We start from the raw sequence: 26,513 nt of genomic DNA on the forward strand, positions 1-26,513 counted from the left end.
CCGCTGGGCGAAGCGCCCACGCTCCGAGTCTTAGCGCGGGCGGCGGCGCCCGACAACGCGCAAGGGCGGCGCGGCGCGCGGGCCGGTCCTCCCCGAGACGGCCTTATTCCCTCCGTAAGCCTCGCCGCGTGGGGGAGAATCGCGGCGCTCGCGCCCGTCGTCGTGGCAGGCTATGACGAAGGCGCGACGCGCCGCCGGTCCGCGGTCCTGACGGGTGCGGGCGTCGACTCGAGGGGACGCGTGGCGTGAGGGTTGTCTGGAGTCTGTCCGTGGCGGCGGCGCTTCTGGCGCCGGCGGCGGCGCGCGCCCAGGGGCCGGAGGTGGAGCTGGGAACGGCGTTCCGCGAGGCCTTCGCGGGGCTGGACGCCTGCGTGGTGATGCGGGACGTGGCCGCGGGCGCCCAGGTCGCGATCAGCGACGAGGCCGCCTGCGCCCGCCGCCTTCCGCCCTGCGCCACCTTCGAGATCGCGGCCAATGTGGTGGCGCTCGATCGCGGCGCCGCCCCGGACGTGGACGCGCCGCTGCGCCGCGACCTGCAGCGCGATCCGCCGCAGCCGAAGCCGCAGGACGCCGGCGCCGAGCCCACGCCGGCGCCGGTCGCCGCTTCGCTGCGGGATGCGGCCCGAACGCCGTCGCCGTGGCTTTACGAGGAATTGGCCCGCCGCATCGGTCCGGACGCCTTCCCGAAGGCGCTCAACGCCCTGCGCTACGGCGGGGCGGACCTGTCGGCGACGCCGGTGGACCGCATGTGGCTCGGCGAGACCGACGGCGGGCTGCGGCTCAGTCCGGTGGAGCAGGTGGATTTCCTCGCCCGCCTCAAGCGCGGCGAACTGCCCACCAGCGCCGAATCCCAGGCCCGAGCGCTGGACATCCTGCCGGCGGAGAAGACGCCCGAGGGGCAGATCACCCTCAAGGGCGGCGAATGCGGCCCGGCGGCGGGACCGAAAGTGGCCTGGGCGGTGGGCTGGGTCGAGCGGCAGGGGCGCTCCACCCTGTTCGCCGCCGCCGAGACCGCTCCGACGGCGACCACCGCGGACGCCGTCGGCCGCACGCGGGCGCTGCTGCGCGCGTTGTCCCTGCTGCCGCCGGAAAAGCCGTGAGCGCGCCCGATCCGCTGATCGTCGCCGAGGCCTGGGCGCGGGAAGGCCGGGGCGTGGCGCTCGCCACCGTGGTGGAGACCTGGGGCTCGGCGCCCCGCCCCGCCGGCAGCGCGCTGGCCATCGACCAGGACGGCCGGTTCGAGGGCTCGGTTTCCGGCGGCTGCGTCGAGGGCGCGGTGGTGGCGGAGGCGGCGGAGGTGATCGCCAGCGGCCGGCCGCGGATGCTCGAGTTCGGGGTCGCGGACGAGGCCGCCTGGCGCGTCGGCCTGTCCTGCGGCGGGCGCATCCGCGTCTTCGTCGAGAAGGTGGGCTGAAGCGCCATGGAGCTTGCGCTGCTTGGCGAACTGAACGCCGCCCGCGCCGCCCGCCGCCCGGCGACGGTCGTGACCCGGCTCGACGACGGCGCCCAGCGCCTCGTGCTCGATCCCGCAGGCGATCCGCTGGAAACGGAGATCGCGGCGGCGCGCCGCGCCGGCCGCAGCCGCGCGGCGGGCGAGTGGTTCCTTGCGGTTTATGAGCCCAGCCCCCGCCTCGTCGTCGTCGGCGCGGTCCATATCGCCCAGACGCTGGCGCCCATGGCGACGGCGGTCGGCCTCGCCGTCACGGTGGTCGACCCGCGCACCGCCTTCGCCGCGCCGGAACGGTTTCCGGGCGTGGCGCTGCGGGCCGAATGGCCGGACATGGCGCTGCCGGCGCTCGGGCTCGACCCCTACACCGCCGTCGCGGCGGTGACGCACGACCCCAAGATCGACGATCCGGCGCTGGTGGCGGCGCTCCGCGCCGGCTGCTTCTATGTGGGCGCGCTCGGCTCCCGGAAGACCCACGCCGCGCGCCGGGAGCGGCTGCGGGCGGCCGGCGTCGCGGACGCGGCGCTCGACCGCATCCGCTCGCCCATCGGCCTCGCCATCGGCGCGGCCGGGCCCGAGGAGATCGCGGTGGCGACGCTCGCCGAGATCGTCATGGCGCTGCGCGCGCCGGAGCGGACGCCATGAGGTTCGGAGCCGTTCCGCTCGACGACGCCGTGGGCGCGGTCGCGGCCCATGCGGTGCGCGCGGCGGGCTTCCTGCTCAAGAAGGGGGCTACCGTCACCGCCCGCGACGTGGCCGAACTCGGCGCGCGGGGCGTGCGCGAGCTGGTGGTGGCGAGCCTCGAGGCCGACGACGTGCCCGAGGACGAGGCCGCGCGCCGCATCGCCTCGGCGCTCACGGGCGCCGGCCTCGCCGCCGAGGCGCCCTTCACGGGACGGGTGAACGTCTACGCCGAGCGCGCCGGGCTGCTGCTGGTGAACGCCGGCGGGGTCGACGCGCTCAACCTGATCGACGAGGACGTGACGCTGGCGACGCTCGCCCAGCATGCGCCGGTGGCGGCGGGCGCCATGGTCGCCACCATCAAGATCATCCCCTTCGCGCTGCCCGAGACGGTGGTGGCGAAAGCGGAGACGGCGGCCCGGGCGGCCGCGCCCGTGATCCGGCTCGCGCCCTTCGCGCCGCTTAAGGTGGGCGTGGTCTCCACCCTGCTGCCGGGCCTGTCGCCCAAGGTGGTGGACAAGACCATCGCCACGCTGGAGCGCCGCCTCGCCCCCGCCGGCGCCCGCATCGTGGGCGAGCTCCGGGTCGAGCACGACGCGCAGGCGCTCGCCGGCGCGCTGGCGCGGCTGTCGCCGGCCGCACCGGAGCTCGTCATCGTGTTCGGCGCCTCCGCGGTCACCGACCGGCGCGACGTGGCGCCCATGGCGATCGAGGCGCTGGGCGGGACGGTTGAGCGGCTCGGCATGCCGGTCGATCCGGGCAACCTGCTGCTGCTGGGGCGCCTGGGCGACGTGACGGTGATCGGCGCGCCGGGCTGCGCGCGCTCGCCGAAGGAGAACGGCTTCGACTGGGTGCTGAACCGGCTGCTGGCGGGCCTGCCCATGACCGGCCGGGAGATGGCCGGCATGGGGGTTGGCGGCCTGCTGATGGAGATCGCGGCCCGTCCCCAGCCGCGCGAGACGCCGAGCGAGGGCAAGGCGAGGATCGCCGGGATCGTGCTCGCCGCCGGCCGCTCCCGCCGCATGGGCGGGCCGAACAAGCTGCTGGAGACCGTGGACGGCCGTCCCATGGCGCGCCACGCGGCGGAGGCGGCGGTGGCGGCGGGCCTGAGCGAGGTGGTCGTGGTGGTGGGCCATCAGCGCGAGCAGGTGATGGCGGCGCTGGACGGCCTGCCGGTGCGCTTCGTGGCCAATCCGGATTTCGCGGACGGCCTGTCCACCTCGCTGCGCGCCGGGCTCGCGGCGCTCGCGCCCGGAACCGACGCCGCGCTGGTGGCGCTGGGCGACATGCCCCGGGTCGGGCCGGATCTGATCCGGCGTCTGGTCGCGGCCTTCGATCCGGCGGCGGGCGCCCATGCGGTTCTTCCGGTCCATGACGGCGCGCGGGGCAATCCGGTGCTGTGGGGCCGGCGCTTCTTCCCCGAGCTGATGGCGGTGACGGGCGACGTGGGCGGCCGCGCGCTCATCGGCCCCAACGCCGACTGGGTGCGGGAGGTGGAGATCGCCGACGCCGCGCCCGTGACCGACGTGGACACGCCCGAAGCCCTGCGCGCCCTGCGGGGCGGCTGACCGCCCGCCCGTGGGCGCGCTTGTCCTTAGCCGCGCGCCGCCCATCTTGCGGGTCCCGCCCCCGCCGGCTTAAGCCCTTGGCCGGCGACATGAGCGAATGAAGGAGCCCGCCGTGGCCGATTACGACGTCGACCTGTTTGTCATCGGGGCGGGCTCCGGCGGCGTGCGCGCGGCCCGAATCGCCGCCGGCTACGGTGCCCGCGTCGCGATCGCGGAGGACTTCCGCGTGGGCGGAACCTGCGTCATCCGCGGCTGCGTGCCGAAGAAGCTCTATGTCTACGCCAGCCGCTTCGCCGACGCGTTCGAGGACGCCGCGGGCTTCGGCTGGACGGTGCCCGAGGCGACGTTCTCCTGGGAGGGGCTGGTCGCCGCCAAGGAGAAGGAGATCACCCGGCTGTCCGGCCTCTACGCCGCCAATCTCGACAGGGCGGGCGTGACGCTGCACCGGCAGCGGGCGGCGCTGTCCGGCCCCAACGCGGTGCGCCTCGCCGACGGGACCGAGATCACGGCCGGGACCATCCTGATCGCCACCGGCGGCGCGCCGGTGGGCGCCGACATCCCCGGCGCGGAGCTGGCGATCTCCTCCAACGAGGCCTTCGACCTGCCGCGCTTCCCCGAAACCATCGTCATCGCCGGCGGCGGCTACATCGCGCTGGAGTTCGCGAGCGTGTTCGCGGGCCTCGGCTCGAAGGTGACGCTGATCCACCGCGGCGACAAGGTTCTGCGCGGCTTCGACGAGGACGTGCGGGACGAGGTTGCGGAGGGCCTGAGGAAGCGCGGCGTGGAGCTGGTGCTGTCCGACGAGATCGCGGAGATCGCGGCGGCGGGCGAGGGCCGGCGGGTCGCCACCAAGGCCGGCCGCGTGATCGAGGCGGATCAGGTGATGCTCGCCATCGGGCGCACGCCCGCGACCGCCGGCCTCGGGCTCGAGACCACCAACGTCATGACCAGCCATGCCGGCGCCATTCTGGTGGATGTGAACAACCGCACCAACGTGGCCTCGGTCTATGCGGTGGGCGACGTGACCGACCGGGTGAACCTCACCCCCGTGGCGATCCGGGAAGGCCACGCCTTCGCCGACACCGTGTTCGGAAACAGGCCGACCGTTGTGGCCTATGACGCCATCCCGACCGCGGTGTTCGTGACGCCGGAGGTGGGGGTCGTCGGCCTCACCGAGGCGCAGGCGCGGGAGAAGGGCGAGGTCGACATCTACAAGACCCGCTTCCGGGCCATGAAGGCCACTTTGTCGGGCCGCGACGAGAAGGTGCTGATGAAGATCGTGGTGGACGCCGCGACCGACAGGGTGCTCGGCGTGCATGTGGTGGGCGAGGCGGCGGCGGAGATGATCCAGCTCGCCGCGATCGCGGTGCGCATGGGCGCGACCAAGGCCGACTTCGACCAGACGGTGGCGCTGCACCCTTCCGCCGCGGAAGAACTGGTGACGCTCCGCACCAAATGGACGCCGTCGTGAGCCCGCGCTGATGGACGCCCACGCCGCCCCGGCGGCGGTGGACGACGCCACGCGCCGGCGCATCATCGCCGGCGTGCTCACCGCCATGCTGCTCGCGGCGCTGGACCAGACCATCGTCGCCCCCGCCATGAGCACCATCGGCGAGGCGCTGGGCGGGGCCGAGTTCCTGCCCTGGATCATCTCCGCCTATCTCGTCACCGGCACGGCGGTGGTGCCGCTCTACGGCAAGCTCGCGGACATCCACGGCCGCCGTCCGGTCATCTTCTGGGCGGTCGGCATCTTCGTGGCGGGCTCGGTGGTCTGCGCGCTGGCGCCCAACATGGGGACCCTCATCCTCGGGCGCGCCATCCAGGGGCTCGGCGGCGGCGGGCTGATCGCGCTCGCCCAGACGGTGATCGGCGATCTGGTGCCTCCCCGGCAGCGGGCGAAGTACACCGCGCAGATCTCCGCGGTCTGGGCCACCTCCAGCGTGGCGGGGCCGGTGGTGGGCGGCGCCTTCGCCGAGCATCTGCACTGGTCGCTGATCTTCTGGGTCAACCTGCCGCTCGCCGCCGCGGCGGTGGCCATGACCGCGGGGCCGCTGCGCCTGCTGCCGTTCCAGCCCAAGCGCCGCCGGCTCGACGTTCTGGGCTCCGTGCTGGTGGTGGCGGCGACCTCGCTCGCCATGCTGGCGCTGTCCTTCGGGCGCATGAGCGGCGACTGGGACAGCCCGCAGGTGCTCGGCCTCGCCGTCGCGTCCGCCGTCGCGTCCGTCGCCTTCGCCGTCCGGCTCGCCACCTTCGCCGAGCCGCTGATTCCGCTCGGCGTGCTGAAGGACCGGGTGGTGGCCTGCGCCACCGGCGCGGTGTTCTTCGGCATGGCGGGCTTCGTCGGCCTCTCCACCCTGATTCCGGTGTATTTCGAGGCCATGAACGGCCTGCCGCCGGACCGCGCCGCGCTCGGCCTCATCGCCATGGCGGCGGGGTCGGTGTTCGGCGCGGGCCTGACCGGGAAGACGCTGCCGAAGCTGAAGCGCACCCGCGGGCCTGCGCTGATCGGCCTCGCGTTGGCGGCGATCGCCCTGCTCGGGCTCGCGCTCGCGGTGGAGCAGCGCTCCATCTGGCTGACGCAGGGCCTGCTGTTCGTCTACGGGCTCGGGCTCGGCCCCATCTTCCCCACCGCGACGGTGAACACCCAGAACGCGGTCGGCCGGGCGGACCTCGGGGCGGCCACCGGCCTGCTCGCCTTCCTGCGCTCGCTCGGCGCGGCCTTCGGGGTGGCGATCCTCGGCGCGCTGGTGCTGGGGGAGGGCGGCGATCTGGAGGCCCATGGCGCGCGCTTCGTGGCCGCGATTCCGCCGCAGGCCTTCGCGTTGGCGTTCTGGGCGACGATGGCGGCCACGGTCGCGGCCTGGGTCTGCTTCCTCGCCATGCCGGAGCGGCCGCTCCGGGACACGTTCGAGCCCGCGCCGTTGGAGGGCTGACGCCGCCTCAGCGCGCCGGCGCGGTCTGCACGCCGAGCTTGGGCATCGTGGGCGTCGCCGGCCCGAGCGCGTCCTTGCGGGGCACGGCGGCGGAACGCTCCGGCTCGTTCGGGGCGTCCGCCGGGAGCGGCTTCGCCAGCCGCTTGCCCAGAAACTCCAGCATGGGCGCAAGCTGCGAGCCCCACAGCGCCCAGTCATGGCCGCCGGGCGCGACCGAATAGGTGACGGGGATGCGCGCCGCCGCCAACGCCTTCTCGAAGGCGGCGTTGCCCTCGGCCAGGATGCCGATGTCGCGGTCGCCGACGCTCATGTAGAGCGCCGGCGCGTCCGCGGCGTCGTCGGCCAGCAGCCGCCAGGGGCTCGCGGCGTTGAACGTCTTTGGATCGAAGGTGGCGCCGAACGCCCGGCCGAAGAAAGCGAGCTGGAAGGCCGGAAAGTCGGTCGCGGCCTTCACGTCCGGGAACAGCGCGCCGGACAGGCTGCCGGCGGCGACGAAGCGCTCCGGCTCCAGCAGCGCGAAGCGCAGCGCGCCGTAGCCGCCCATGGAGTAGCCGGCCACCGCCCGGCCTTCGCGCTTCGCCAGCGTGCGGTACTGGGCGTCGACGCCGTCCACCAGATCGTCGAGCAGCGCGGTCTCCCAGCGCCCGGTCTCGGCGTTGTCCACGTACCAGCCCTTCTTGGCGGAGGGCGTGACGATGATGGCGGGCGGCAGCTCGCCCTCGGCGGCGAGCCGGTCGGCGACCTCCTGCAGGTCGCCGGAATCGAAGAAGGACAGGTCGTCGCCGCCGAAGCCGTGCAGCAGGTAGATCACCGGATAGCGCAGCCCGCTCCGCGCGTAGCCCGCCGGCAGGTAGACCGAATAACGCACCGGCTGCCCGAGCGCCGCGCTCGGCATGGCGAGGCTGCGCTGGACCGTGGAGCCTCCGGACATGGGCGGCTGGGCGGTCGCCGGCGTCGCGAAGGTCAGCAGCAGGACGAGCAGGCGCAGCGGCATTGAGGCCTTTCCCGACGGTTTGGACGTTGGCTCGCAGTGCAACATAAGGCCGTCGCGTCGCATGAGAACCGCCCGCCGCGCGGTTCCGTTCCCCGTTTCCAAGCCCTCGTGACGGCCCCGGTCTTGCAACCGCCACAACCGCCTGCCTCACTTCCCGCCGCCTGCGGCGCACGCCGCGGCCGCCGCCGATCGACCAAGGAGACGCTGCCGCATGAGCCTCACAACATCACCCATCGCGCGCCAGATGCGGGGCCTCGCCGCCGTCGCGGCTCTGGCCCTGGCCGCGACGCTTCCTCTCGACGCGCTTGCCGCGGGCGACGACGGCGTGCTGTTCCGCTCCACCGAGGAGGCCTGCTACCGCTTGCCCTCGGTGGTCGCCTTCGAGGACGGCACGGTGCTGGCGGTGGCCGAACGCCGTCTCGGCCATGACGACCGCGTCGCGGCGCAAGCCGACGAGCGTCGCCGCCGGCGCGCGCGTTGCGTCGACACCGGCGTGATGGACCTCATGAGCCGGGTCTCCACCGACCGGGGCCGCACCTGGAGCGCGCCGAAGCTGATGGTGGACCACCGCCAGTTCCTGCCGCCGGAGTTCCGGGTGGCGCTGGTGGGCAGCCCGATCTTCGCCAAGCTGCCGGGCGAGCTGCTGATGATCTTCGGCGTCAACCGCACCACCGGCGAGAAGAACAGCGGCGAATGCGCCCGCTTCGCGGGACGCGACCGGGAACGCTGCGGCGTGCCCGCGGAGCAGAGCCTGTGGACCGCGCGCAGCGCGGACAAGGGCGCCACCTGGTCGAAACCGCAGCCCATGGCCTTCTCCGGCGACGTGGCGCGGATCCTTTCTCCGGTTCCGGGCACGGCGGTGGTGCTCGACAGCGGACGCATCGTCGCGCCGACCTATCCCCATCTGCTGCTGTCGGACGACGGCGGGCGCACCTGGCGGAAGGGCGCCACCACCCGGGGCGGCGACAAGGCTGTCGCCGGCAACGAGGTGGCGCTGGCGCCGCTCGGCGGAAACGACCTGTTCGCCACCCTGCGGCCGACCATCGCCAGCATCCGCGCCCGTGGCGACGAGGACGGCGCGGCGGACCCGTATCGTCTCGTGGCCATCAGCCGAGACGGCGGCGAAAGCTACGTCTCGATCCGGCCGGACGAGACCCTGAGCGCGGCGCCGGCCCAGGCGGGCGCGGCGGCCGACGCCGGACGGCTGTTCGTCACCTATCCCCATTCGGACCGGCCGACCAAGGGGCGCGGCCACGTCAGCGATCGCAAGCGGCTGACGCTCGCCGTGAGTTCGGACAAGGGCGCGAGCTGGAGCGCCTGCCTGCTCGATCCGGGCGGCGCCGGCTACAGCGCGCTCTCGCCCATCGACGACACGGCGCTGGCGCTGGTCTACGAGGGCGGGACCGTGGACAACGACGACTACCGCGCGGCGGTGCGTTTCCGCGTCATCCCAACGAACAAGCCCGAGCAGGCCTGCGTGCGGCCCTGAGCCGCGGCTGAAACGGAGAACGCCCGCCGGTGAGGGCGGGCGTTCTCAAATTCATGACGCGGCGCGCCGAAAGACACTACAAGCGATCAGCGCTTTCCGCGCTGCTGGCCGAGGCCCATCTTCTTGGCGAGCTCGGAGCGGGCGGCGGCGTAGTTCGGCGCCACCATCGGGTAGTCGGTCGGCAGGCCCCACTTCTCGCGGTACTCTTCCGGCGACATGTCGTACTGGGTGCGCAGGTGGCGCTTCAGCGACTTGAACTTCTTTCCGTCCTCGAGGCAGACGATGTAGTCCGGCGTCACGGACTTCTTCACCGGGACGGCGGGGCGGAGCGCCTCGGGCTCCGGCTCGGGAGCGCCGTTGGAGACGCGGCTCAGCGCCTGATGCACCTCGCCGATCAGCGTCGGCAGATCGGCGGCGGCCACCGAGTTGTTGCTGACATAGGCCGAAACGATGTCGGCGGCGAGTTCGATGTAGTTCGCGGGGGTCGCGTCTTCGGTCATTATAAACTCGGGATCCGTAAGCTGGGCGGCGGCCCGAACGCCACAAAAGCGTCGCAATCGCGCCGGTTCTTCTGTTCGGCGACGTCAGGCGCTGTGGAAAAAGCGACGCTGACCGACTCCGCTCGGGGAACTTGCGGCTAGATAAACAATCCTTTGGGCGCTGGCAAGTTCTTCCAAAACTCTTTTCAGCATTCGTCCTCATCCGACATGTTGAACGGATGCGTTATCTCGCAGGCGGGAGGTCTCTCCGGGCTTTGGGCGGCGCGGTCCGCCGCGCCGCGCCTTGCCGGGCGGAGGAGGGGTGGCTACCGTCCGCTCCCCCGCGGGCGCCCGCCCGACGCACCCGCCTGTCCGAGGACCCCGCCCATGACCGCTGGCGCCGCTCTTCCGCCGCCGCCCCGCGCCGACCGTCGTCCGAGCGCGCGCGAGGTCCACGGCGTCCGGCTGGAGGACCCCTACGCCTGGCTGCGCGCCGACAACTGGCAGGAGGTGATGCGCCGCCCCGAGACGCTGCCTGAGGACATCCGCGCCTATCTGGAGGCCGAGAACGCCTACGCCGCCGCGCTGTTAAAGCCGCTGGAGCCGCTGACGACGGCGCTGGTGGCGGAGATGCGCGGGCGCATCAAGGAGGACGATTCCAGCGTCCCCACCCGCGACGGCCCCTTCGACTACGCGGTGCGCTACCGCGCCGGCGGCCAGCACCCGCTGGTGGCGCGGCGCCCGACAGGCCGGCCCGACGCCGAGGAGACCGTGCTGCTGGACGGCGACGCGCTGGCGGAGGGGCGGGCGTTCTTCCAGCTCGGCTCGTGGTCGCCCTCGCCGGACCACAAGTTGCTGGCCTGGAGCGCGGACGAGGCGGGCTCGGAGTTCCTCACCATCCGGGTGCGCGATCTCGCGACCGGCGCGGACCTGCCCGACAGCGTGCCGGACGCCACCGGCGCCGCGGTGTGGTCCTCCGACGGCGCCGGCTTCTGGTACGTGCGGCTCGACGAGCAGCACCGGGCGCTGGAGGTGTGGCGCCACCGGCTGGGAACGCCGGTCGCCGGGGACGAACTGGTCTATCGCGAGGCGGAGGCCGGCTGGTTCGTGGGCGTGGAGGAGACCCGCTCGGGCGCCTTCTGCGTCGTCACCATCTCCGACCACGACACCAGCGAGGCCCGGCTGATCGACCGGGCCAGTCTCGCCAACGCGCCGCGGCTGGTGGCGGCGCGCAAGGCTGGCCTGCGTTACGAGATCGACCACCACCCGTCGCTCGACGGCCGCTCCACTCTGATCCTGCGCACCAACGCGGGGGGCGCGGTGGACTTCAAGCTCGCGCGCCTGCCCGCGGAGGTCGAGAACGCCGAGATCGCCGACGCCGAGGAGCTGGTTCCCCATCGCCCCGGCGTCTATGTGCTCGACCACGCCGTCACCGCGCGCCATCTCGCCCGGCTGGAGCGCGAGGACGGGCTGCCGCGCATCGTGATCCGGCGGCTCGACGATGGCGCAGAGCACGCCATCGCCTTTCCCGAGGAGGCCTATTCCCTCGGGCTGATGGCCGGCCCGACCTTCGACACGGACCTGACCCGCTTCGTCTACTCCTCGCCCGCGACGCCCTCGGAGACCTGGGACTACCACCTGGCGAGCCGGGACCGGACGCTGCGCAAGCGGCAGGAGATCCCTTCCGGCCATGACCCCGAGGCTTACGTGGTGCGCCGGCTGCAGGCGACCGCGCTGGACGGCGCGCTGGTCCCCGTGACGGTGATCCACAAACGCGGCCTCGCGCTCGACGGCGGCGCGCCGTGCCTGCTCTACGGCTATGGCGCTTATGGCATCTCCATGCCGGCGAGCTTCTCCGGCGGCCGGCTGTCGCTGGTGGATCGCGGCTTCGTCTACGCCATCGCCCACATCCGCGGCGGCGCGGACAAGGGCTGGGGCTGGTATCTGGACGGCAAGCTCGACAGGAAGGCCAACACCTTCACCGACTTCATCGCCGCTGCGGACCTCTTGGCCGCGTCAGGCTTCACGTCGGCGGGCCGCATAGTCGCCCATGGCGGCTCGGCGGGCGGCATGCTGATGGGGGCGGTGGCCAATCTCAGGCCCGAGCTGTTCGCGGGCGTGCTGGCGGAGGTGCCGTTCGTGGACGTGCTGACCACCATGCTGGACGACAGCCTGCCGCTGACGCCGCCCGAATGGCCGGAATGGGGCGACCCGATCCGCGACGCTGAGGCCTTCGCGCGGATCCGGAGCTACAGCCCGGTCGACAACGTGACGCGTCAGGCCTACCCGGCGATCCTGGCGCTCGCGGGGCTCACCGATCCGCGCGTGACCTATTGGGAGCCCGCCAAGTGGATCGCCCGGCTCCGGGAGGAGACCACGTCGGGACGCCCGCTCGCGCTGCGCACCAACATGGACGCCGGCCACGGCGGCGCCTCCGGCCGGTTCGACCGGCTGGAGGAGGTGGCGCTGGCTTACGCCTTCGCCCTCGCCGCGGTCGGCCATCCGGACGCCGCGGCGGCCGAAGGCTTCGAGGCGGCCAAGGGCTGACGGGGCCGGATCACCGGTCCCGCTTGTCCTCGAGCGCGGCGAGCGCGGCTTCGAAATCGTCCTGGGGCGCGGAGCCGCCTTCGGCGGGAGCCTCGTCCGCCGCGGTCTCGTCCGTTGCGGCGGACGCAGCCTCCGCATGGCCGCCGCGGGCCGCCTGGATGGTGGCCTGAAGCTCGTCCAGCGAGGCGAAGTGGCGCACGCCGTGCTCGCTGCGGGCCTCGATCGAGCCGTCGGTGAAGAAGCGGTAATAGACGCCGTTGTGCTCGCCTTCCCGCACCACCTGCCGGCCGTCGTCGGACGCCGGAGCCTCATCCGGCTCAGCGCGGGCGACCGGCGCCGGTTCGTCCTCGATGGCGGCCGGCTCTTGGGGCGCGGGCGTCGGCGCGTCAGGCTCCGTCGCGGCGTCTGCGACCGCCGGCGCGGCGGAGGCCGTCGCGACGGCCGCGGCCTCGTCCCGCGCGCGTTCGGCGCGGCGGGCGCGGGCGCGCACCAGCCATTCCGGGGTCTTGGGATCGGGCTTGCTGACCGCCGCCGGGGCAGGGGCCGGCTCAGGCGCCGCCGGCGGTTCGGACGGGGCGCCCTCCGCGACGGGCTCGGGCGTCTCCGGTTCCGGCTCGGGCGCGAAGGGCTCCGGTTCGGGCGTCGGCTCCACGGCCGGCTCCGTCCGGCGCAGCGCGACCGGCGGCGGGCCCACGTCCTCCGGCTCGTCGCGGTCTGCGGCGAGCGCCACGCCGCCGCCGAGCGTCGGGGCGGCGACAGGCGGCGGAGCGATCTCCGGTTCGGTGCGGGCGGCCGCCGCGGCGCGGCGCTTGGCGGCCTTGCCGAGCGGGCGGGCGATTGGTTCCGCCGGCGCCAGGGGCGCTGTGGGAGCGATCGGAGCGCGGCGCAGGAACGGCGCCACCTCCGGCGCGACGGGGCGGGCGGAGGAGACGTCCGGCAGGGCGGGCGCCGCGGCTTCGGGCTCGACCCGCGGCGCGAACGCGCGGGGGGCGGCGGGAGCGTCGTCGCGGGCGACCGGGACCATGACCCTCCCGGCGGTGGCGGCCACCACGCGGGCGGCGCGGCCGATCGCCTCCACCACCGCGCCGAGGCCGATGGCGATGGCGCCCGAGCCCGCGAGGCTCGCGGCGATGTCCACGGTCGCGACCATGTCGCCGGTCAGCAGCAGGAAGGCGCTCCAGAGCAGCAGCACCGCGCCGAGGCCGTAAAGAACGAAATGCATGGACGCGATCCTCGCCGGCAAATTGATTCCGGGCGCATGATGCGCGGATTACGGTTATCGCCCGGTAAAGCGGTAGTATGGGACCCGTTACGCCGCTCTTCCACTTCGGCGTTGTCGCGCCGTGGCCTGGGGCCTATGTAGCGCAGGGACGCCGGCGCCCCGGGCGTCGATCACCCGGACGCAATTCTGGAGATTTTTCATGTCGTTCAAGCTCCCCGAACTGCCTTACGCCTACGACGCGCTCCAGCCCTACATGTCCAAGGAGACGCTGGAGTTCCACCACGATAAGCACCACAACGCCTATGTGGAGACCGGCAACAAGCTGCTCGAGGGATCGGGCCTTGAGGGCCTGTCGCTCGAGGAGGTGGTGAAGCAGAGCTTCGGCAAGAACGCGCCGCTGTTCAACAACGCCGCCCAGCACTACAACCACCTGCACTTCTGGAACTGGCTCAAGCCGAACGGCGGCGGCGCGATTCCGGGCGAGATCGAGAAGAAGATCGAGTCCGACCTCGGCGGCGTCGAGAAGTTCAAGGCCGACTTCATCGAGGCCGGCAAGGGCCAGTTCGGCTCCGGCTGGGCCTGGCTCGCGCTCAAGGACGGCAAGTTCGAGATCCTGAAGACCCCGAACGGCGAGAACCCGCTGGTCCATGGCGCGACCCCGCTGCTGGGCGTCGACGTGTGGGAGCACTCCTACTACATCGACTACCGCAACCGCCGCCCCGACTACCTCAAGGCCTTCGTCGACAATCTCATCAACTGGGAATACGTCGAGAAGCTCTATTCGGAAGCCAAGTGACGCCGACGTCCTGAGCGCCTAGCGCCTTCGGGCGCGCGATCGTCGGACATTCCGCGCGCGGCGCGGCGGGCCTGCCGCCGCGCCGCGCGTCTTTTCATCCGAGAGACCGTCCTTGAACTACCGTCACGCCTTCCACGCCGGAAACTTCGCCGACGTGCTGAAGCATGTCGCGCTGGCGCGCGTCGTCGCCTATCTCAACGCCAAGCCTGCGCCGTGGGGCTATCTCGACACCCATGCGGGCGTGGGCGTCTACGATCTCGACGGCGACGAGGCGAGGCGCACCGGCGAGTGGCGCGACGGCGTCGGACGCGTCGCGGGGCGACGCTTCGGCGAGGCCACGGAGCGGCTGCTCGCGCCGTGGCGGTCCGTGCTGGCCGAGTTCGCGACGCCGGACGGGGCGCTGGCCCGCTATCCCGGCTCGCCGGAGATCGTGCGCCGCCTCGCCCGGGACGACGACCGGCTGCGGCTGTGCGAACTGCATCCCGCCGATCGGGAGAGCCTCGCCCGCGCCATGGGGCGGGACGCGCGGGCCAAGGTGGTGGAGATCGACGGCTGGACCGCGCTCAACGCCTGGCTGCCGCCGCGGGAGCGGCGCGGGCTGGTGCTGATCGACCCGCCGTTCGAGCAGCCGGGGGAGCTTGCGCGCATGGCCGAGCGCTTTCTCGCCGCCCGCAGGGTGTGGCCGACCGGCGTCTACATGCTGTGGTATCCGATCAAGGACGCGCGGGAGACCGCGGCGGCGCTGCTGCGGCCGCTCGCGGCGGCCGGCGTCGACAAGCTGCTGCGGGTCGAACTGCGCGTGCGCGAACCGAACGATCCGCGGACGCTCGCGGGTTCCGGGCTGGTGATCGCGAATCCGCCCTGGACGCTGGCCGAGGAGCTTTCGGCGGGACTGCCGGAACTCGCGGCGGCGCTCGCCCAGGCGCCGGGTGCGGGCGCCGTGGTGGAGAGCCTCGCGGCGCCGCAGAATTGAGACATTCGCGTCCCGGAATGGCGCTCTTTTCACCTTGCCATCCTCGTGCCCATGCCTTTACCAAATCAGGGCAGCGCGCGGGTCTGGCCGTGGCGGGGGGAGTTCGGCGCGTCCGCGCTCCCGCCATATGTCTGTCGCGTGGGGCGGCGCCTCGCTTGGGGGAGGCGCGAATGGCAACGGCAGGCAAGGGGGCGCCCACATGGCGCAAAGTGGGACGGTCAAGTTCTTCAACGCTGAGAAGGGCTACGGCTTCATCAAGCCGGATGACGGCGGCAGCGACATCTTCGTTCATGTGTCCGCGGTGACGCGCTCGGGGCTGTCCAGCCTCAGCGAGGGCCAGCACGTCTCGTTCGACGTGGAGCCGGACCGGAAAGGCAAGGGCCCCAAGGCGGTCAATCTCGTCGTCAACTGATCGCCGTCGGCGACTGGGCGGCGGGCAGGCCCCGCTCATCGCCGCGGAAGCCGCCCTGAACGGAGGCGGCGCGAACATGCGCCGCGGTTCGTCCCCTGAGGACGGGCCGCGGCGTTTTCATATGCCGAGGACCCGAACGCCAATGCCCATGCTCACGCTCCGCTCGTCGCCGCCGTCGCCCTTCGGACGCAAGGTGAAGATCGCCGCCGCGGTTCTCGGCCTGTCGGACCGCATTCAGGTGGTGAAGACCGACACCACGAACCCGGACGACGCCATCCGCGGGCTGAACCCGCTCGGCAAGATCCCGACGCTGGAGTTCGACAGCGGCGCGACCCTGTTCGACAGCCGGGTGATCCTTGAATATCTCGACCACCTCGCGGGCGGCGGCCGCATCATCCCCGCCGATCCGGCGGAGCGCTTCGCCGTGCTCCGGCTGCAGGCGCTGGCGGACGGGCTGATGGACGCCGCCCTGCTGCAGATCTACGAGGTGCGGCTGCGGGCCGAGGACAAGCGCGACGCCGGCTGGCTCGCCAACCAGGCCGGCAAGGTGGAGCGGGCGCTGAAGGCGCTGGAGGACGCGCCGCCGTCGTCCCGCATCGACGTGGGGACCATCGCGGTGGCCTGCGCGCTCGGCTATCTCGACCTCAGGTTCGAAGGGCGCTGGCGCGCCGATCACCCGAAACTGGTGGAATGGCTCGACGCCTTCCGGGCCCAGACGCCCGCCTACGACGCCACCCGCGCGCCGGCCTGACACGGCGGCTGCGCTCGTCCTTGGCCTGAACGTCGGGACGATCGAACGCGCCGTCATGCCCGAGACGCGCTCGGGCATGACGGCGGGAGTTTTCCGGCGGCGGCTCAGGCCGGGATGCGCAGCACCTGACCCGGATAGATCTTGTCCGGATGGGTCAGCATCGGCTTGTTGGCCTCGAAGATGTCCGGATAGCGGCTGGCTTTGCCGTACTGCTCCTGGGCGATCTTCGACAGCGTGTCGCCCTTCTTGACGGTGTAGAACTTCGCTTCCGGCTCGGACGTCGCGACCTTGAGGTCTTCCTCGACCTTCGAGACGCCGAGCGTGTTGCCGGCGGCGATGATGATCTTCTCGCGCACCTCGTTCGACGGCGCCGAGCCGCTGATCTTCACGGTGTCGCCGTCCACCTGCACGGAGACGTCGCCGGAATCGAGCCCGTGCTTGGCGAGCTCCTCCTTGATCTTGTCGGCCGGGGCGGCCTGCGCCTCGCTCGCGCCGAACAGCTTCTCGCCCACGTCCTTGATGAAATCGAAAATGCCCATTGGGGCCTCCCGTTCGCAGCCGCATCGTTCGTGCGGGGGCGGGAAGATAGGCCGGCCGATGGATCACGGCCATATGATCTGGTTAATTTTCCGCTTCAGAAGCGGTAATTGAGCCCGAGCCGGGCGAGGCCGCCGTCGGGGGCGAGCGAGACCTCGCGATCGGCGCGGTAGCCTCGGCGGTCGAGGTCCACATAGAGAAATTCGGCGCGCGCGGAGACGCCGCCGCCCAGATGGGCTTCCGCGCCGGCGCCGAGCGTCCAGCCGAAATGGGTCGCGCCGTCCCGTGCGCCCCCGCGCGCGTACTCCACCGACGCGAAGGCGGCGCCGGCCGCGCCATAGACCACGAAGCGGTCGAAGGCGTAGCCGACGCGGGCTCGCACGCCGCCCAGAGCCTCGGTCTCGAAGCGGCCGCCCTGCGCCCGGCCATCGAAGCCGCCCAGCGTGAGATCGCCTTCGATTCCCAAAGCCCATGGACCGGAGCGCCAGCCGTATCCGACCAGCAGGGCGCCGCCCGCGCCTTCGCCCGCCACCCGTCCGTAGGACAGCAGCGCGCCCGCATAGGGTCCGCTCCAGAGCGCGCCCGCCTCCGCCGGTTCGGCCGCGCGGGCGGCCGTGGACACGAGGACGGCGAGCGTCAGGCAGGCGAGGGCGCGCAGGGGCGGCAGCGGCGAAACTCCCGGTTAGGCTTTGCGAAAGGTAACCGGGGAGGGTGACGCGCCGGTTAACAAAGCGTCACCGGCCCCGCAAAAGCGCAGCGTGGTTAGCGGCGCGTTATCGCTACCTATGTCGCGCCGCCGGTTTCGGCGTTAACCGGCCATCAAGGTTAAGGACCGACAACCATACTCATGTGTGGTTTCCGACCGTCTTCGCGCCCCGGCCTCCGGCCCGGGCCTGGGAGGCGCGGTCGCGGTCAGGGTGGCGTCCATGGTGCGAGCGGAGAAGGGCGGGCGCGCGAACGCGCCGCGGCGCGGACGGCATCCGGGACCGAAGGCTCTTCTCCGCGTCGGGTTCGCAAGCGCCGCTTTGGTCTTCGCCAGCACCTCCATCGCCCGACAGGACGCTTCCGGCCTGCTGCCGGGCGTGGCGCGCGGGGCTGGAGAGGCGGTCTACTTCGCTTCCGAGCCGCGCATGCGCGCCGACATGGCCTCCCTGGAGACGGCGGACCTGTTCGCCACCGGCCGCGGGCCGGGTCTGCTGATGGCGTCGCTGAACGCCGGCGAGAACCTGGTGGTGCTCGACCAGCCTGAGCTGGCGCCGCCGCCCGCGCCGCTCGCCAAGGAGGACCGGCCGGCGCCCTTCGTGGACCGCACGCTCCGCGGCGACATCCGTCCCATCACCGCGCCCAAACCCTACGAGCCGCCGGCGGAGCCGGGACGTCCCGATCCGGACGCGCTCGCGACCCTGCCGCCGCTCGGCGACGCGCTCCATCCCGACCGGCGCGGCGGGCTCGCGGCGCTGCCCTTCGCGGGCGACGTGGCGCGCTACTGGCCGGCGGACGCGGCGATCGTCGCGGCCATGCAGCCGCTGCCCGAGGTCGCGGCGGTCGCGAAGGAGCGCGACGCGCTCCCCGCCGACGGGGCGCTGGCCGACAGCGCCTACGCCGACCCGCAGGACGAGGCGGCCGCGGCGCGCGTCACCCGCGTGCCCATGACGCCGCGCGAGGCCGGCGCCAATCACGACGGCTCCACGCCCAACGTCGTCAAGCTGTCCGGCGGGCGCATGCCCGAAACCTCCACCCCCTCCGTCGCCGCGCCGCTGGTGGTGGCGGCGCTGCCGGTGGCTCAGCCCGCGGGCGGCCCGCAGTCGCCGGCGGTGGCCGGCGTCGTTCCGGTGGCGCTGACGCCCGCGCTGTCCGACGTGGCGCCCGAGACCGCGGAGCTGCGCGCCCGCAGCGAGGCCCCCGTGGTCACGCGCCTGTCGAACCGCCTGTTCGTGCCCGAGGACCAGCTCGCGGCCTCGGAGCAGTGCCTTGCGGAAGCGATCTATTTCGAGGCCCGCGGCGAGCCGGTGGAAGGCCAGTACGCGGTGGCGCAGGTGGTGCTGAACCGGGTCCGCTCCGGCTATTACCCGGACACGATCTGCGGCGTGGTCTATCAGAACAAGCACCGCCGCAACGCCTGCCAGTTCTCCTTCGCCTGCGACCGCATCGCGGACCGGGTGAACAACGCGCACGCCTGGGAGGTCGCGACCCGCATCTCCCGCGACGTGGTGCAGAACGGCGCCTGGCTTGCGGAGGTGGGACCCTCGACCCACTACCACGCCACCTATGTGCGGCCGCGCTGGATCCGCGACATGGTCAAGCTGGACGCCATCGGCCGCCACATCTTCTATCGGGTGCGCTGGCACACCCCGCCCGCCGACGCGGCCTGAGGAGGCCTCGCGTCGCATGACCCCGTTCCGCGCCGGCCCCCGCAACGCGCTGACCGACGTGGCGGGCGTGCTCGTGGGGCAGGCGGAGGACGCGCGGCTCGGGTCCGGCGTCACGGCGGCGCTGTTCGAGCGGCCGGCGGTCGCCTCCGTGGACGTGCGCGGCGGCGGGCCGGGCGCGCGGGAGACCGAACTGCTGGCGCCGGAGCGCGCGGTGGAGCGGGTGGACGCGCTGGTCCTGTCCGGGGGCTCGGCCTTCGGGCTCGACGCCGCCTCCGGCGTGATGGCGGCGCTGGCCGAGGACGGGCGCGGCTTCGCGGTCGGCCCGGCGCGGGTGCCGATCGTGCCGGCCGCCATCCTGTTCGATCTCACCAACGGCGGCGACAAGGACTGGGGCCGCTTCCCGCCCTATCGGGATCTGGGCTACGCCGCCGCGCGCGCCGCGGGGCCCGAGGTGGCGCTGGGCTCGGTAGGCGCGGGGCTCGGCGCCCGCACCGCCACGCTGAAGGGCGGGCTCGGCTCCGCCTCCACCGCGATCGAACCGCTCGGCGTCACGGTCGGGGCGCTTGCGGCGGTGAACGCGCTGGGCTCGGCCACCGTCGGCGACGGGCCGTGGTTCTGGGCGGCGCCTTACGAGATCGGGGTCGAGTTCGGCGGGCTTGGCCCCGCGCCTGAGGTTCCCGCGCAGGCGCTGCTCCCGCCGCCGAAGCCGCTCGCGGGCGCGAACACCACGCTGGCCATCGTCGCCACCGACGCCGCGCTGACCAAGGCGGAGGCGAAGGCGCTCGCAGGAATGGCGCAGGGCGGGCTCGTGCGGGCGCTGCTCCCGGTCCACACCCCGCTCGACGGCGATCTGGTGTTCGCCGCCTCCACCGAACGGGTCGCTCTCGGGCCGGACCGGCTGGCGGCGCTTTCGCTCATCGGCCACGCGGCGGCGCTGACGCTCGCCCGCGCCATCGCCCGGGGCGTCCACGCCGCGACGCCGCTGCCGTTTCCGGGCGCGCAGCCCTCATGGGCCCTGCGTCACGGCCGTCAGGCCCCGTAGACCGGGAACCGCGCCGTCATCTCCCGCACCGAGGCCGCAACCGCCGCGATCCGCGCGGCGTCGTCCGGCGCCTCGACCACATCCGCGATCCAGTCGGCGACGGTCTCGAACTCGGCCGCGCCGAAGCCGCGCGCGGCGCCGGCGTTGGCGGAGAGCCTGAGGCCGGATGGCGCCTCCGGCGGACGCGGATCGAATGGGATCAGGTTCTTGTTCACCGCGAGCCCGGCGCGCTCCAGCGCCTTGGCCGCCACGTCGCCGGTGAGCCCGAGCGGCGTCAGGTCCGCCAGCAGCAGGCCGCAGTCGGCGCCGCCGGCGACGATGCGCAGGCCCCGGTCGGAAAGCCGCCGCGCCAGCGCCTGCGCCCCCGCCAGGACGGCTTCGTTGTAGGCGCGGAACTCCGGCTTCAGCGCCTCGCCGAAGCAGGCGGCCTTGCCCGCCACCCCATGCATCATCACGGAGCCCTGCACGCCCGGGAAAATGCCGGCGTCGATGCGCGCCGACAGCGCGTCGTCGTTCCAGAGCGCGAAGCCGCCCCGCGCGCCGCGCAGCGACTTGTAGCTGGTGGAGGTGACCACATGGGCGTGGGGCAGGGGATCGGGGTAGAGTCCGGTCGCCACCAGCCCCGCCACATGAGCCATGTCCACCATCAGCCAGGCGCCGACCTCGTCGGCGATGGCGCGGAAGCCCGCGAAGTCGATGGCGCGGGGATAGGCCGAGCCGCCGGCGACGATCATCTTCGGCCGCTCCCGCTTCGCGAGCGCCGCCACCTCGTCCAGGTCGATCCGCTCGGTCTCCCGGTTCACGCCATAGCGCGCGATGCGGTAGTCGCGCCCCGTGAGCGTCGCCGGATGGCCGTGGCTGATGTGGCCGCCGGCGGCGGTGTCCATGGCGAGGATCGTGTCGCCGAGCCTGAGCAGGCCGAAGAACACGCCGGCGTTGGCGTTGGAGCCGGAATGGGGCTGCACGTTGGCGAAGCGGCAGCGGAACAGCGCCGTGGCCCGGCGGACCGCCAGGTCCTCGATCGCGTCCGCGAACGCCGCGCCGCCGTAGTAGCGGGCGAAGGCGCGGCCCTCCACGGTCTTGTTGGTGAGCACGGAGCCTTGCGCCTCCAGCACCGCGCGCGAGACCAGATTCTCCGAGGCGATCAGCTCGATCCCCTCCTGCTGGCGTTTGAGCTCGCCCGCGACAGCGGCGGCGAGTTCGGGATCGGCGGAGAGGCCGGCGTCGAAGTAGCCGGGATGGAGGACGGCCATGGCGGAAAGGCGACACCTCGTCGGGGACGTTCGCCGGACCATAGCCTCGCCATGTTTCGGTAACCATCCCGCGGTTCAATCGCGATGTGTGATTTGGGGCGAGGCGCTGCGGGCGGCGCGGGCGGAATGGGCGTGGATCTCTTCGCAGGACGGAACAGCGCGGCCCTGCCGCCGCTTGCGCGGGCGCCGCGCATACTGGTGTTCGATTCGGGCGTGGGCGGCCTCACGGTGCTGGCGGAGCTGCGCGCCGCGCGCCCCGACGCCGCCTTCACCTACGCCGCCGACGACGCCGCCTTCCCCTATGGCGCGCTCGCCGACGAGCGGCTGGTGGCCCGCGTGCTGAGCGTGATGGAGCGGCTGATCGCGCGTGAGCGGCCGGACATCGTGGTCATCGCCTGCAACACCGCCTCGACGCTGGCGCTGCCGGCGCTGCGGGCGCGGTTCGCGCTGCCCTTCGTCGGCACGGTGCCGGCGGTGAAGCCGGCGGTGGCGGCCTCCACGTCCGGCCTCGTCACGGTGCTCGCGACCCCCGGCACGGTGCGGCGCGAGCACACCCGGGAGATGGTGGAGGCCTTCGCAGGCCAGACCGAAGTAACGCTGGTGGGCTCCCGCACCCTCGCGGCCTATGCGGAAGCCGAGCTGTCGGGCGCGCCGGTCTCCGACGACGCCATCCGCGCCGAACTCGCGCCCTGTTTCGTGGAGCGGGACGGCCGCCGCACCGACGCCGTGGCGCTGGCCTGCACCCATTTCCCGCTTCTGACCAAACGGTTCGAGCGGCTCGCGCCCTGGCCGGCCGCCTTCATCGACCCCGCGCCGGCGGTCGCCCGTCGGGTGGCGGCGCTCGCGGCCCACGCTTCGGGGACCGAGCCTCCGCCGCCCGGTCGCGCGGTCTTCACCTCCGACCGCGCGCAGCCGGAGGCGCTCGTGGCCGCGCTGCGCGCCCGCGGGCTGCCGCGCGTCGAGAACGACGTGATTCTCCTTACAGACTGAAGTCGCGCTTGCGCGCCGTCTTCAGACTGCCACGATCCGGGCATGTAATTTGACGCAGCGCCGGGGAGACGCCTGACGCGAACGCCGCGCAAGACGGCGGAACAGGAGCTCGTCATGTTGCGCCAGCGCTTCCCCACCATTGTCGAGATCGGCGGCGTGCTCGCGGACGTGCCCCACGACGGCTATCTCGACGCGGTGACCAACGCCTTCGCCGACCCGGCCATGATGACCACTCTCGGCGGCGTGCGCTCGGAAGAGGCCGCGGCCGCGTTCATAGCGCGGGCGCGAGGCCACTGGCGGGACGAAGGGTTCGGGCTCTGGTTCCTGCGCGACATGCGGGACGGCGCCTTCGCCGGCTGGGCCGGCATCCGCATGTGCGAGGCGGCGGGCGAACATGTGGTGGAGCTCGCCTACGCGCTGACGCCGCGCATGCGCTGCAAGGGCCACGCCACCCGCATCGGCGCCGCGGCGCTGCAGCTCGGCTTCGACAATCTGGGCCTCGACGAGATCGTGGCCTTCACCACGCTGACCAACACCCATTCGTTGGCGGTGATGGAGCGGCTCGATTTCCGCTTCGACCGTGAGTTCGAGCACGCCGGTCTGCCGCATGTTCTGTACCGCAGGAGCGCCGCCCTGCACCGGGCGGCGTGAAACGGACGTTCGCCCGGCGCGAGGCCGGGCGAAGTCTTTCAGCGTCGTGACCGCGGATCAGACCGCGGCGTGGACCGCCACGAAGCAGAGCGCGACGCCGTAGCCCGCATCCGCATCGTAGGGATTCAGCACCTCCATCACCACGATGCCCTCCCGGTCGGTCTTCAGGCCGCCGGGACCCACATAGTCGCCGACCGCCACCGCTTCGCCGGTGCGCACCCGGATCTGGCCGAGATAGCCCACCGGCGACCACTCCTCCGGACGCTCCGACTTGAAGCGGTACTCGACGCCGGGCGTCCAGCCGTCGCTGACCACCTTGTCCCGCAGCGTGTAGCGCTCGGCCGCGTCGGGAATGACGGCGTCGGGCGCGAGGTCCTCCACGCGGCCGTCGAAGCCCTTCAGCGTCACCGCCTCGGTCTCGTCGGTCTGGTCGGGCCAGCGGATCATGGCGACGTCGACCTCGAGGTCGCGGCCCCATTCGTCCTGCACGTACTTGCCGCCCCATTCCAGCCCGTCGCCGCCGATGATGGTCGGCCGCGCCGACAGCACGCCCGCCAGCGGCCGGGTGTCGCCCGGGACGCCGATCGCCACCTTGCGGCCCTCGCGCACCAGAACATGGCCGGGCTCGATCGCGCCCGGAACCAGGTTCTCCATGTACTCCGCGAAATCGAGGCCGGAGGTGGTGGTGCCGCCCGCGAAGCGGCCAATGCCCGACGTCGCTTCGAGCACGATCTTGCGGGCCTGGTTGGACCCCGTCGGCGTCGCCGGCTTGGCGGCGGTGGTGTACATGATGGCGAGCACGTCGTTGGACACGTTCTCGCCGCCGCGACCGGCCGCAACCACCGAGCGGGAGCCGGAGCTGTAGACGTTGGTGCCGCCGATCACCGCCGAGGACAGCGCGTTCCGGATGGATGCGCCGTAAGAGCCGCCGATGAGGTTGTTGCGGATGGGGCCGCTCGAACCGGGCGCGTTGATGTCGGAGTTGTTGGCGCCGACGATCGCGGAGAAGCGGCCCGCCGGCACGCTGCAGTCTTCTGCCGCCGCGATGACGCAGCCGCCCGCCGTATCCGAGATGACGCCGGCGTGGGCGCTCAGCAGGCCGTTCAGCACGCCATCAACGGACGAGGTGCTTCGCGCGCCGATGGCCCAGGTGCAGGTTCCCTTGAGGATCACCGGAGTGGTCGACTTGAAATCGCTGTCGCCGGAGTCGTGGACACCTTTCGTCGCCGCTGCGAAAACGCTGGTGCCGCTGCGGATTTCGGTGGCGGCGGCGGCGATCATGCCCGTGTAGAACGTGGATCCGACAGGCGTCGGCTGGTTCGTTCCAGCGAACGGTCCGCCATCCGCAGGCAGTCCCCACCGGCCCTGATAATCGGTGATCGGATACTGTCCCCAGATGCGGGACAGCAGCGACGCCGCCACGAAGGACCGTTCGCCGCTGGCCTCGCAATAGCGGTTGCCGATGGCGCCGACGCTGAAGGCGAAGCCGATGTCGGTGGTTTCCGTGCCCGCGGCGAAGGTGCGAAGTCCGCGCTGGTAGACGCGAGACGAAGCGATCGCCGCGACATTCGAGCCTTCCGAATACGAGCCTGCGGCGTCCTTGACCTGCGTCACCCGATCAGACGCCGCGATCAAGGCGCGATCTCGGGTGCCGAGCTCAAGGCCTGCGCCGCGATTGTACGAGATCAGCGCTCCGTCAGGATCGCGCCCCATGTCGATCGTGCTGCCCGGGCTGGGGTTTCCGATCGTAAAGGAGCCACCGAAGAAAAGCGTGGCGCCCGAGGTGGTGAAGTCCGGCAGGCTCGCGACCACCCAGCGGTAGGTCTTGCCCTCCATGAGCACCACGCCGCCGGGATTGGCGGCGATGGCGGCGTTGATGGCGGCCGTGTCGTTCGTGGTCCCATCGCCGACGGCGCCGTAGTCGCGCAGCGCCGGGACGCGCTTCTCCAGCGCGCTCACGCGGGGCAGGGCGTCGGTGGTGGCGAAGGGCTCCACGTTCGGCGAGACGGACCAGCGGCCGTTCGGCGACGTGCCCGTGTAGGTGAAAGTGTAGACCGTCGACGTGGCGGGGTCGGTGTAGGTGAAGCTCTGCCCGTTGGTGGGATTGAGCGGATAGTTCACGCCCATGGCGTCGTCCTCTCGTAAGGGCGAGACGGTCCGTCGCGCGGCGATGAGCGGCGCGTGGCGGCAGGGTCTCGGTGGGGTCGGGTCCGGTCCGGCTGGGACGCGGCGGGTTTCGGATCGGCGCCGTAGGGGCGCCCGGTCCCGGTTCAGAAGGTCGTGCCGGACCGGATGTTCATGTTTTGTACCGATAAGGCGCGCACGTCAAGCTTTAATTCCTAAATCAGGAAAATGAGATGAAAGCTGTGGAGCTGAGGGCGCTTAGGCCGTTATTCCGTCGCTCGCGGCGGGAGGATCCTGATTTTCTAACCGGAAACTCAATCACCAAGGGCGGCGTCAGACGTGCTGGCCGCCGTTGATGTGGATTTCCGCCCCGGTCACGTAGGCGGATGCGTCCGTGCATAGGAAATAAATCGTTTTCGCCACCTCGTCCGGCGCGCCGAGGCGGCGCAGCGGGATCTGGCCGATCATCTTCTCCGTGCCCGGAGACAGGATGGCGGTGTCGATCTCGCCCGGCGCGATGGCGTTGACGCGCACGCCCAGCGGGCCGAAATCCGCCGCCATCTCGCGGGTGAGCGAGGCGAGCGCGGCCTTGGAGGTGGCGTAGGCCGCGCCGGCGAAGGGGTGCACCCGCCCGCCGGCGATCGAGGTCACGTTCACGATCGAGCCGCGGGCGGCGGTGATCTCGTCAGCCAGTCCCCGCGCCAGCATGATCGGCGCGAAGAAGTTGACCTGGAACACGGTCTTCCAGTCGTCGAGGTCGGTGCCGAGCGCGTTCAGCCGGGCGCCGCCTTCGGCCTTGGGCGAGATGCCGGCGTTGTTCACCAGCGCGTGGATCATCCCGTCGTCGAGCCGGTCGCGGATCTCGGCGATCGCCCGCAGCGTGTCGGCGGGATCGGCGAGGTCCACCTGGATGTGGTCCTCCGGGCCGGCGCCCCAAGGGCACTGTTCGGGGAAGGCGTGGCGCGAGCAGGTGATGACGCGCCAGCCGGCGGCCGAGAAGCGCTTGACCGTGGCGTGGCCGATGCCCCGGCTGGCGCCGGTCAGGAGCAGCGTCTTGCGGGGCTCCGCGCCGGCGGCGTCGCGCGGCTTCGGCGCGGCGGCGGGCCGGGGCGGCGAGACCGGCGCTGGCGTGGAGGCCGCTGCGGCGCTCTCGCCGGCGCGCGCGCCGGTGAACGGGCATGCGGCCGGCGCGTCGCCGGGCTGGGGATCGGTCGGGCGGCTCATGCGGCGCGCGGGCCTTTCGGAGGACGCT

24 protein-coding genes are annotated in these 26,513 nt (G+C 72.5%); 16 read left to right on the forward strand and 8 right to left on the reverse strand.

Annotated features, from left to right (window positions below; all coding sequences use genetic code 11):
• The first annotated feature begins 269 nt into the window (after positions 1–269).
• From PKE85_RS17150 to PKE85_RS17175, 6 genes are all read left to right on the forward strand, one after another.
• Positions 270–1,100, forward strand: a complete 831-nt coding sequence (locus tag PKE85_RS17150) for a penicillin-binding transpeptidase domain-containing protein (RefSeq protein WP_271205977.1) — start codon at positions 270–272, stop codon at positions 1,098–1,100.
• Positions 1,097–1,414 (forward strand): XdhC family protein, encoded by a 318-nt coding sequence (locus tag PKE85_RS17155; protein ID WP_271205978.1) that lies wholly within the window; start codon positions 1,097–1,099, stop codon positions 1,412–1,414. Before PKE85_RS17150 ends, PKE85_RS17155 begins: the two co-directional genes overlap by 4 nt.
• Before the next feature lie 6 nt (positions 1,415–1,420).
• Positions 1,421–2,092, forward strand: a complete 672-nt coding sequence (locus PKE85_RS17160; RefSeq protein WP_271205979.1) for an XdhC family protein — start codon at positions 1,421–1,423, stop codon at positions 2,090–2,092.
• Positions 2,089–3,696 (forward strand): molybdopterin-binding/glycosyltransferase family 2 protein, encoded by a 1,608-nt coding sequence (locus PKE85_RS17165; RefSeq protein ID WP_271205980.1) that lies wholly within the window; start codon positions 2,089–2,091, stop codon positions 3,694–3,696. The genes PKE85_RS17160 and PKE85_RS17165 overlap by 4 nt, the downstream gene beginning before the upstream one ends.
• 112 nt (positions 3,697–3,808) lie before the next feature.
• Complete coding sequence (gene gor, locus PKE85_RS17170) at positions 3,809–5,167, forward strand: glutathione-disulfide reductase (RefSeq protein WP_271205981.1); 1,359 nt, start codon at positions 3,809–3,811, stop codon at positions 5,165–5,167.
• Between the two features lie 10 nt (positions 5,168–5,177).
• Positions 5,178–6,629: an MFS transporter gene (locus tag PKE85_RS17175; protein WP_271205982.1), complete on the forward strand. Its 1,452-nt coding sequence runs from the start codon at positions 5,178–5,180 to the stop codon at positions 6,627–6,629.
• A 7-nt stretch (positions 6,630–6,636) separates the two neighbouring features.
• On the opposite strand, the gene PKE85_RS17180 is transcribed toward PKE85_RS17175, so the two are convergent.
• Positions 6,637–7,623 (reverse strand): alpha/beta hydrolase, encoded by a 987-nt coding sequence (locus PKE85_RS17180; protein ID WP_271205983.1) that lies wholly within the window; start codon positions 7,621–7,623, stop codon positions 6,637–6,639.
• Between the two features lie 211 nt (positions 7,624–7,834).
• Here PKE85_RS17180 and PKE85_RS17185 point away from each other — a divergent pair, with 211 nt between their 5' ends.
• Complete coding sequence (locus tag PKE85_RS17185) at positions 7,835–9,112, forward strand: exo-alpha-sialidase (RefSeq protein WP_271205984.1); 1,278 nt, start codon at positions 7,835–7,837, stop codon at positions 9,110–9,112.
• 86 nt (positions 9,113–9,198) lie between these two features.
• Here the strand turns inward: PKE85_RS17185 and PKE85_RS17190 are convergent, their stop codons facing one another.
• On the reverse strand, positions 9,199–9,612 hold the full coding sequence (locus tag PKE85_RS17190) for a Ros/MucR family transcriptional regulator (protein WP_271205985.1): 414 nt from the start codon (positions 9,610–9,612) through the stop codon (positions 9,199–9,201).
• A gap of 366 nt (positions 9,613–9,978) precedes the next feature.
• Between PKE85_RS17190 and PKE85_RS17195 the strand changes: the two genes are divergently transcribed.
• Positions 9,979–12,138: a S9 family peptidase gene (locus tag PKE85_RS17195; RefSeq protein ID WP_271205986.1), complete on the forward strand. Its 2,160-nt coding sequence runs from the start codon at positions 9,979–9,981 to the stop codon at positions 12,136–12,138.
• Between the two features lie 10 nt (positions 12,139–12,148).
• Here the strand turns inward: PKE85_RS17195 and PKE85_RS17200 are convergent, their stop codons facing one another.
• On the reverse strand, positions 12,149–13,360 hold the full coding sequence (locus tag PKE85_RS17200) for a hypothetical protein (RefSeq protein WP_271205987.1): 1,212 nt from the start codon (positions 13,358–13,360) through the stop codon (positions 12,149–12,151).
• A gap of 199 nt (positions 13,361–13,559) precedes the next feature.
• Here PKE85_RS17200 and PKE85_RS17205 point away from each other — a divergent pair, with 199 nt between their 5' ends.
• From PKE85_RS17205 to PKE85_RS17220, 4 genes are all read left to right on the forward strand, one after another.
• Positions 13,560–14,156: a superoxide dismutase gene (locus tag PKE85_RS17205; RefSeq protein ID WP_271205988.1), complete on the forward strand. Its 597-nt coding sequence runs from the start codon at positions 13,560–13,562 to the stop codon at positions 14,154–14,156.
• Between the two features lie 112 nt (positions 14,157–14,268).
• A complete protein-coding gene (locus tag PKE85_RS17210) occupies positions 14,269–15,129 on the forward strand; it encodes a 23S rRNA (adenine(2030)-N(6))-methyltransferase RlmJ (RefSeq protein ID WP_271205989.1) in 861 nt (286 codons plus the stop codon).
• 199 nt (positions 15,130–15,328) lie between these two features.
• The gene (locus PKE85_RS17215) at positions 15,329–15,541 is read left to right on the forward strand and encodes a cold-shock protein (protein ID WP_271205990.1); all 213 of its coding nucleotides are present in this window, start codon (positions 15,329–15,331) and stop codon (positions 15,539–15,541) included.
• Between the two features lie 148 nt (positions 15,542–15,689).
• Positions 15,690–16,292 (forward strand): glutathione S-transferase family protein, encoded by a 603-nt coding sequence (locus tag PKE85_RS17220; RefSeq protein ID WP_271205991.1) that lies wholly within the window; start codon positions 15,690–15,692, stop codon positions 16,290–16,292.
• A 104-nt stretch (positions 16,293–16,396) separates the two neighbouring features.
• Here PKE85_RS17220 and lysM read toward each other — a convergent pair whose 3' ends face one another.
• Positions 16,397–16,831, reverse strand: a complete 435-nt coding sequence (lysM, locus tag PKE85_RS17225) for a peptidoglycan-binding protein LysM (protein WP_271205992.1) — start codon at positions 16,829–16,831, stop codon at positions 16,397–16,399.
• A 95-nt stretch (positions 16,832–16,926) separates the two neighbouring features.
• Positions 16,927–17,451, reverse strand: coding sequence for an outer membrane protein (locus tag PKE85_RS17230; RefSeq protein ID WP_271205993.1), 525 nt, complete (start codon positions 17,449–17,451; stop codon positions 16,927–16,929).
• Positions 17,452–17,854: 403 nt separating this feature from the next.
• On the opposite strand from PKE85_RS17230, the gene PKE85_RS17235 reads away from it, so the two are divergent.
• Positions 17,855–19,201 carry a cell wall hydrolase gene (locus PKE85_RS17235; protein WP_271205994.1) on the forward strand — a complete coding sequence of 449 codons (1,347 nt, stop codon included), beginning with the start codon at positions 17,855–17,857 and terminating at the stop codon, positions 19,199–19,201.
• A gap of 16 nt (positions 19,202–19,217) precedes the next feature.
• Positions 19,218–20,243, forward strand: coding sequence for a P1 family peptidase (locus PKE85_RS17240; RefSeq protein ID WP_271205995.1), 1,026 nt, complete (start codon positions 19,218–19,220; stop codon positions 20,241–20,243).
• Here PKE85_RS17240 and PKE85_RS17245 read toward each other — a convergent pair.
• Complete coding sequence (locus PKE85_RS17245) at positions 20,231–21,496, reverse strand: serine hydroxymethyltransferase (RefSeq protein WP_271205996.1); 1,266 nt, start codon at positions 21,494–21,496, stop codon at positions 20,231–20,233. The two genes, PKE85_RS17240 and PKE85_RS17245, sit on opposite strands and share 13 nt — an antisense overlap.
• Before the next feature lie 126 nt (positions 21,497–21,622).
• Between PKE85_RS17245 and murI the strand changes: the two genes are divergently transcribed.
• The gene (gene murI, locus PKE85_RS17250) at positions 21,623–22,486 is read left to right on the forward strand and encodes a glutamate racemase (RefSeq protein WP_271205997.1); all 864 of its coding nucleotides are present in this window, start codon (positions 21,623–21,625) and stop codon (positions 22,484–22,486) included.
• 114 nt (positions 22,487–22,600) lie between these two features.
• A complete protein-coding gene (locus PKE85_RS17255; protein ID WP_271205998.1) occupies positions 22,601–23,137 on the forward strand; it encodes a GNAT family N-acetyltransferase in 537 nt (178 codons plus the stop codon).
• A 57-nt stretch (positions 23,138–23,194) separates the two neighbouring features.
• On the opposite strand, the gene PKE85_RS17260 is transcribed toward PKE85_RS17255, so the two are convergent.
• The gene (locus tag PKE85_RS17260; protein WP_271205999.1) at positions 23,195–25,264 is read right to left on the reverse strand and encodes a peptidase G2 autoproteolytic cleavage domain-containing protein; all 2,070 of its coding nucleotides are present in this window, start codon (positions 25,262–25,264) and stop codon (positions 23,195–23,197) included.
• 330 nt (positions 25,265–25,594) lie between these two features.
• Positions 25,595–26,485 (reverse strand): SDR family NAD(P)-dependent oxidoreductase, encoded by an 891-nt coding sequence (locus PKE85_RS17265; protein WP_271206000.1) that lies wholly within the window; start codon positions 26,483–26,485, stop codon positions 25,595–25,597.
• Between the last annotated feature and the right edge of the window lie 28 nt (positions 26,486–26,513).

It is taken from the genome of Methylopila jiangsuensis, assembly GCF_027922305.1.
GTDB lineage: Bacteria > Pseudomonadota > Alphaproteobacteria > Rhizobiales > Methylopilaceae > Methylopila > Methylopila jiangsuensis.

Coding starts and splice junctions, on each gene's coding strand:
- PKE85_RS17160 (WP_271205979.1), top strand. CDS start 1,421: ATGGAGCTTGCGCTGCTTGGCGAACTGAACGCCGCCCGCGCCGCCCGC.
- PKE85_RS17165 (WP_271205980.1), top strand. CDS start 2,089: ATGAGGTTCGGAGCCGTTCCGCTCGACGACGCCGTGGGCGCGGTCGCG.
- PKE85_RS17175 (WP_271205982.1), top strand. CDS start 5,178: ATGGACGCCCACGCCGCCCCGGCGGCGGTGGACGACGCCACGCGCCGG.
- PKE85_RS17180 (WP_271205983.1), bottom strand. CDS start 7,623: ATGCCGCTGCGCCTGCTCGTCCTGCTGCTGACCTTCGCGACGCCGGCG.
- PKE85_RS17185 (WP_271205984.1), top strand. CDS start 7,835: ATGAGCCTCACAACATCACCCATCGCGCGCCAGATGCGGGGCCTCGCC.
- PKE85_RS17190 (WP_271205985.1), bottom strand. CDS start 9,612: ATGACCGAAGACGCGACCCCCGCGAACTACATCGAACTCGCCGCCGAC.
- PKE85_RS17195 (WP_271205986.1), top strand. CDS start 9,979: ATGACCGCTGGCGCCGCTCTTCCGCCGCCGCCCCGCGCCGACCGTCGT.
- PKE85_RS17200 (WP_271205987.1), bottom strand. CDS start 13,360: ATGCATTTCGTTCTTTACGGCCTCGGCGCGGTGCTGCTGCTCTGGAGC.
- PKE85_RS17205 (WP_271205988.1), top strand. CDS start 13,560: ATGTCGTTCAAGCTCCCCGAACTGCCTTACGCCTACGACGCGCTCCAG.
- PKE85_RS17215 (WP_271205990.1), top strand. CDS start 15,329: ATGGCGCAAAGTGGGACGGTCAAGTTCTTCAACGCTGAGAAGGGCTAC.
- PKE85_RS17220 (WP_271205991.1), top strand. CDS start 15,690: ATGCTCACGCTCCGCTCGTCGCCGCCGTCGCCCTTCGGACGCAAGGTG.
- lysM (WP_271205992.1), bottom strand. CDS start 16,831: ATGGGCATTTTCGATTTCATCAAGGACGTGGGCGAGAAGCTGTTCGGC.
- PKE85_RS17240 (WP_271205995.1), top strand. CDS start 19,218: ATGACCCCGTTCCGCGCCGGCCCCCGCAACGCGCTGACCGACGTGGCG.
- PKE85_RS17245 (WP_271205996.1), bottom strand. CDS start 21,496: ATGGCCGTCCTCCATCCCGGCTACTTCGACGCCGGCCTCTCCGCCGAT.
- murI (WP_271205997.1), top strand. CDS start 21,623: ATGGGCGTGGATCTCTTCGCAGGACGGAACAGCGCGGCCCTGCCGCCG.
- PKE85_RS17255 (WP_271205998.1), top strand. CDS start 22,601: ATGTTGCGCCAGCGCTTCCCCACCATTGTCGAGATCGGCGGCGTGCTC.
- PKE85_RS17260 (WP_271205999.1), bottom strand. CDS start 25,264: ATGGGCGTGAACTATCCGCTCAATCCCACCAACGGGCAGAGCTTCACC.
- PKE85_RS17265 (WP_271206000.1), bottom strand. CDS start 26,485: ATGAGCCGCCCGACCGATCCCCAGCCCGGCGACGCGCCGGCCGCATGC.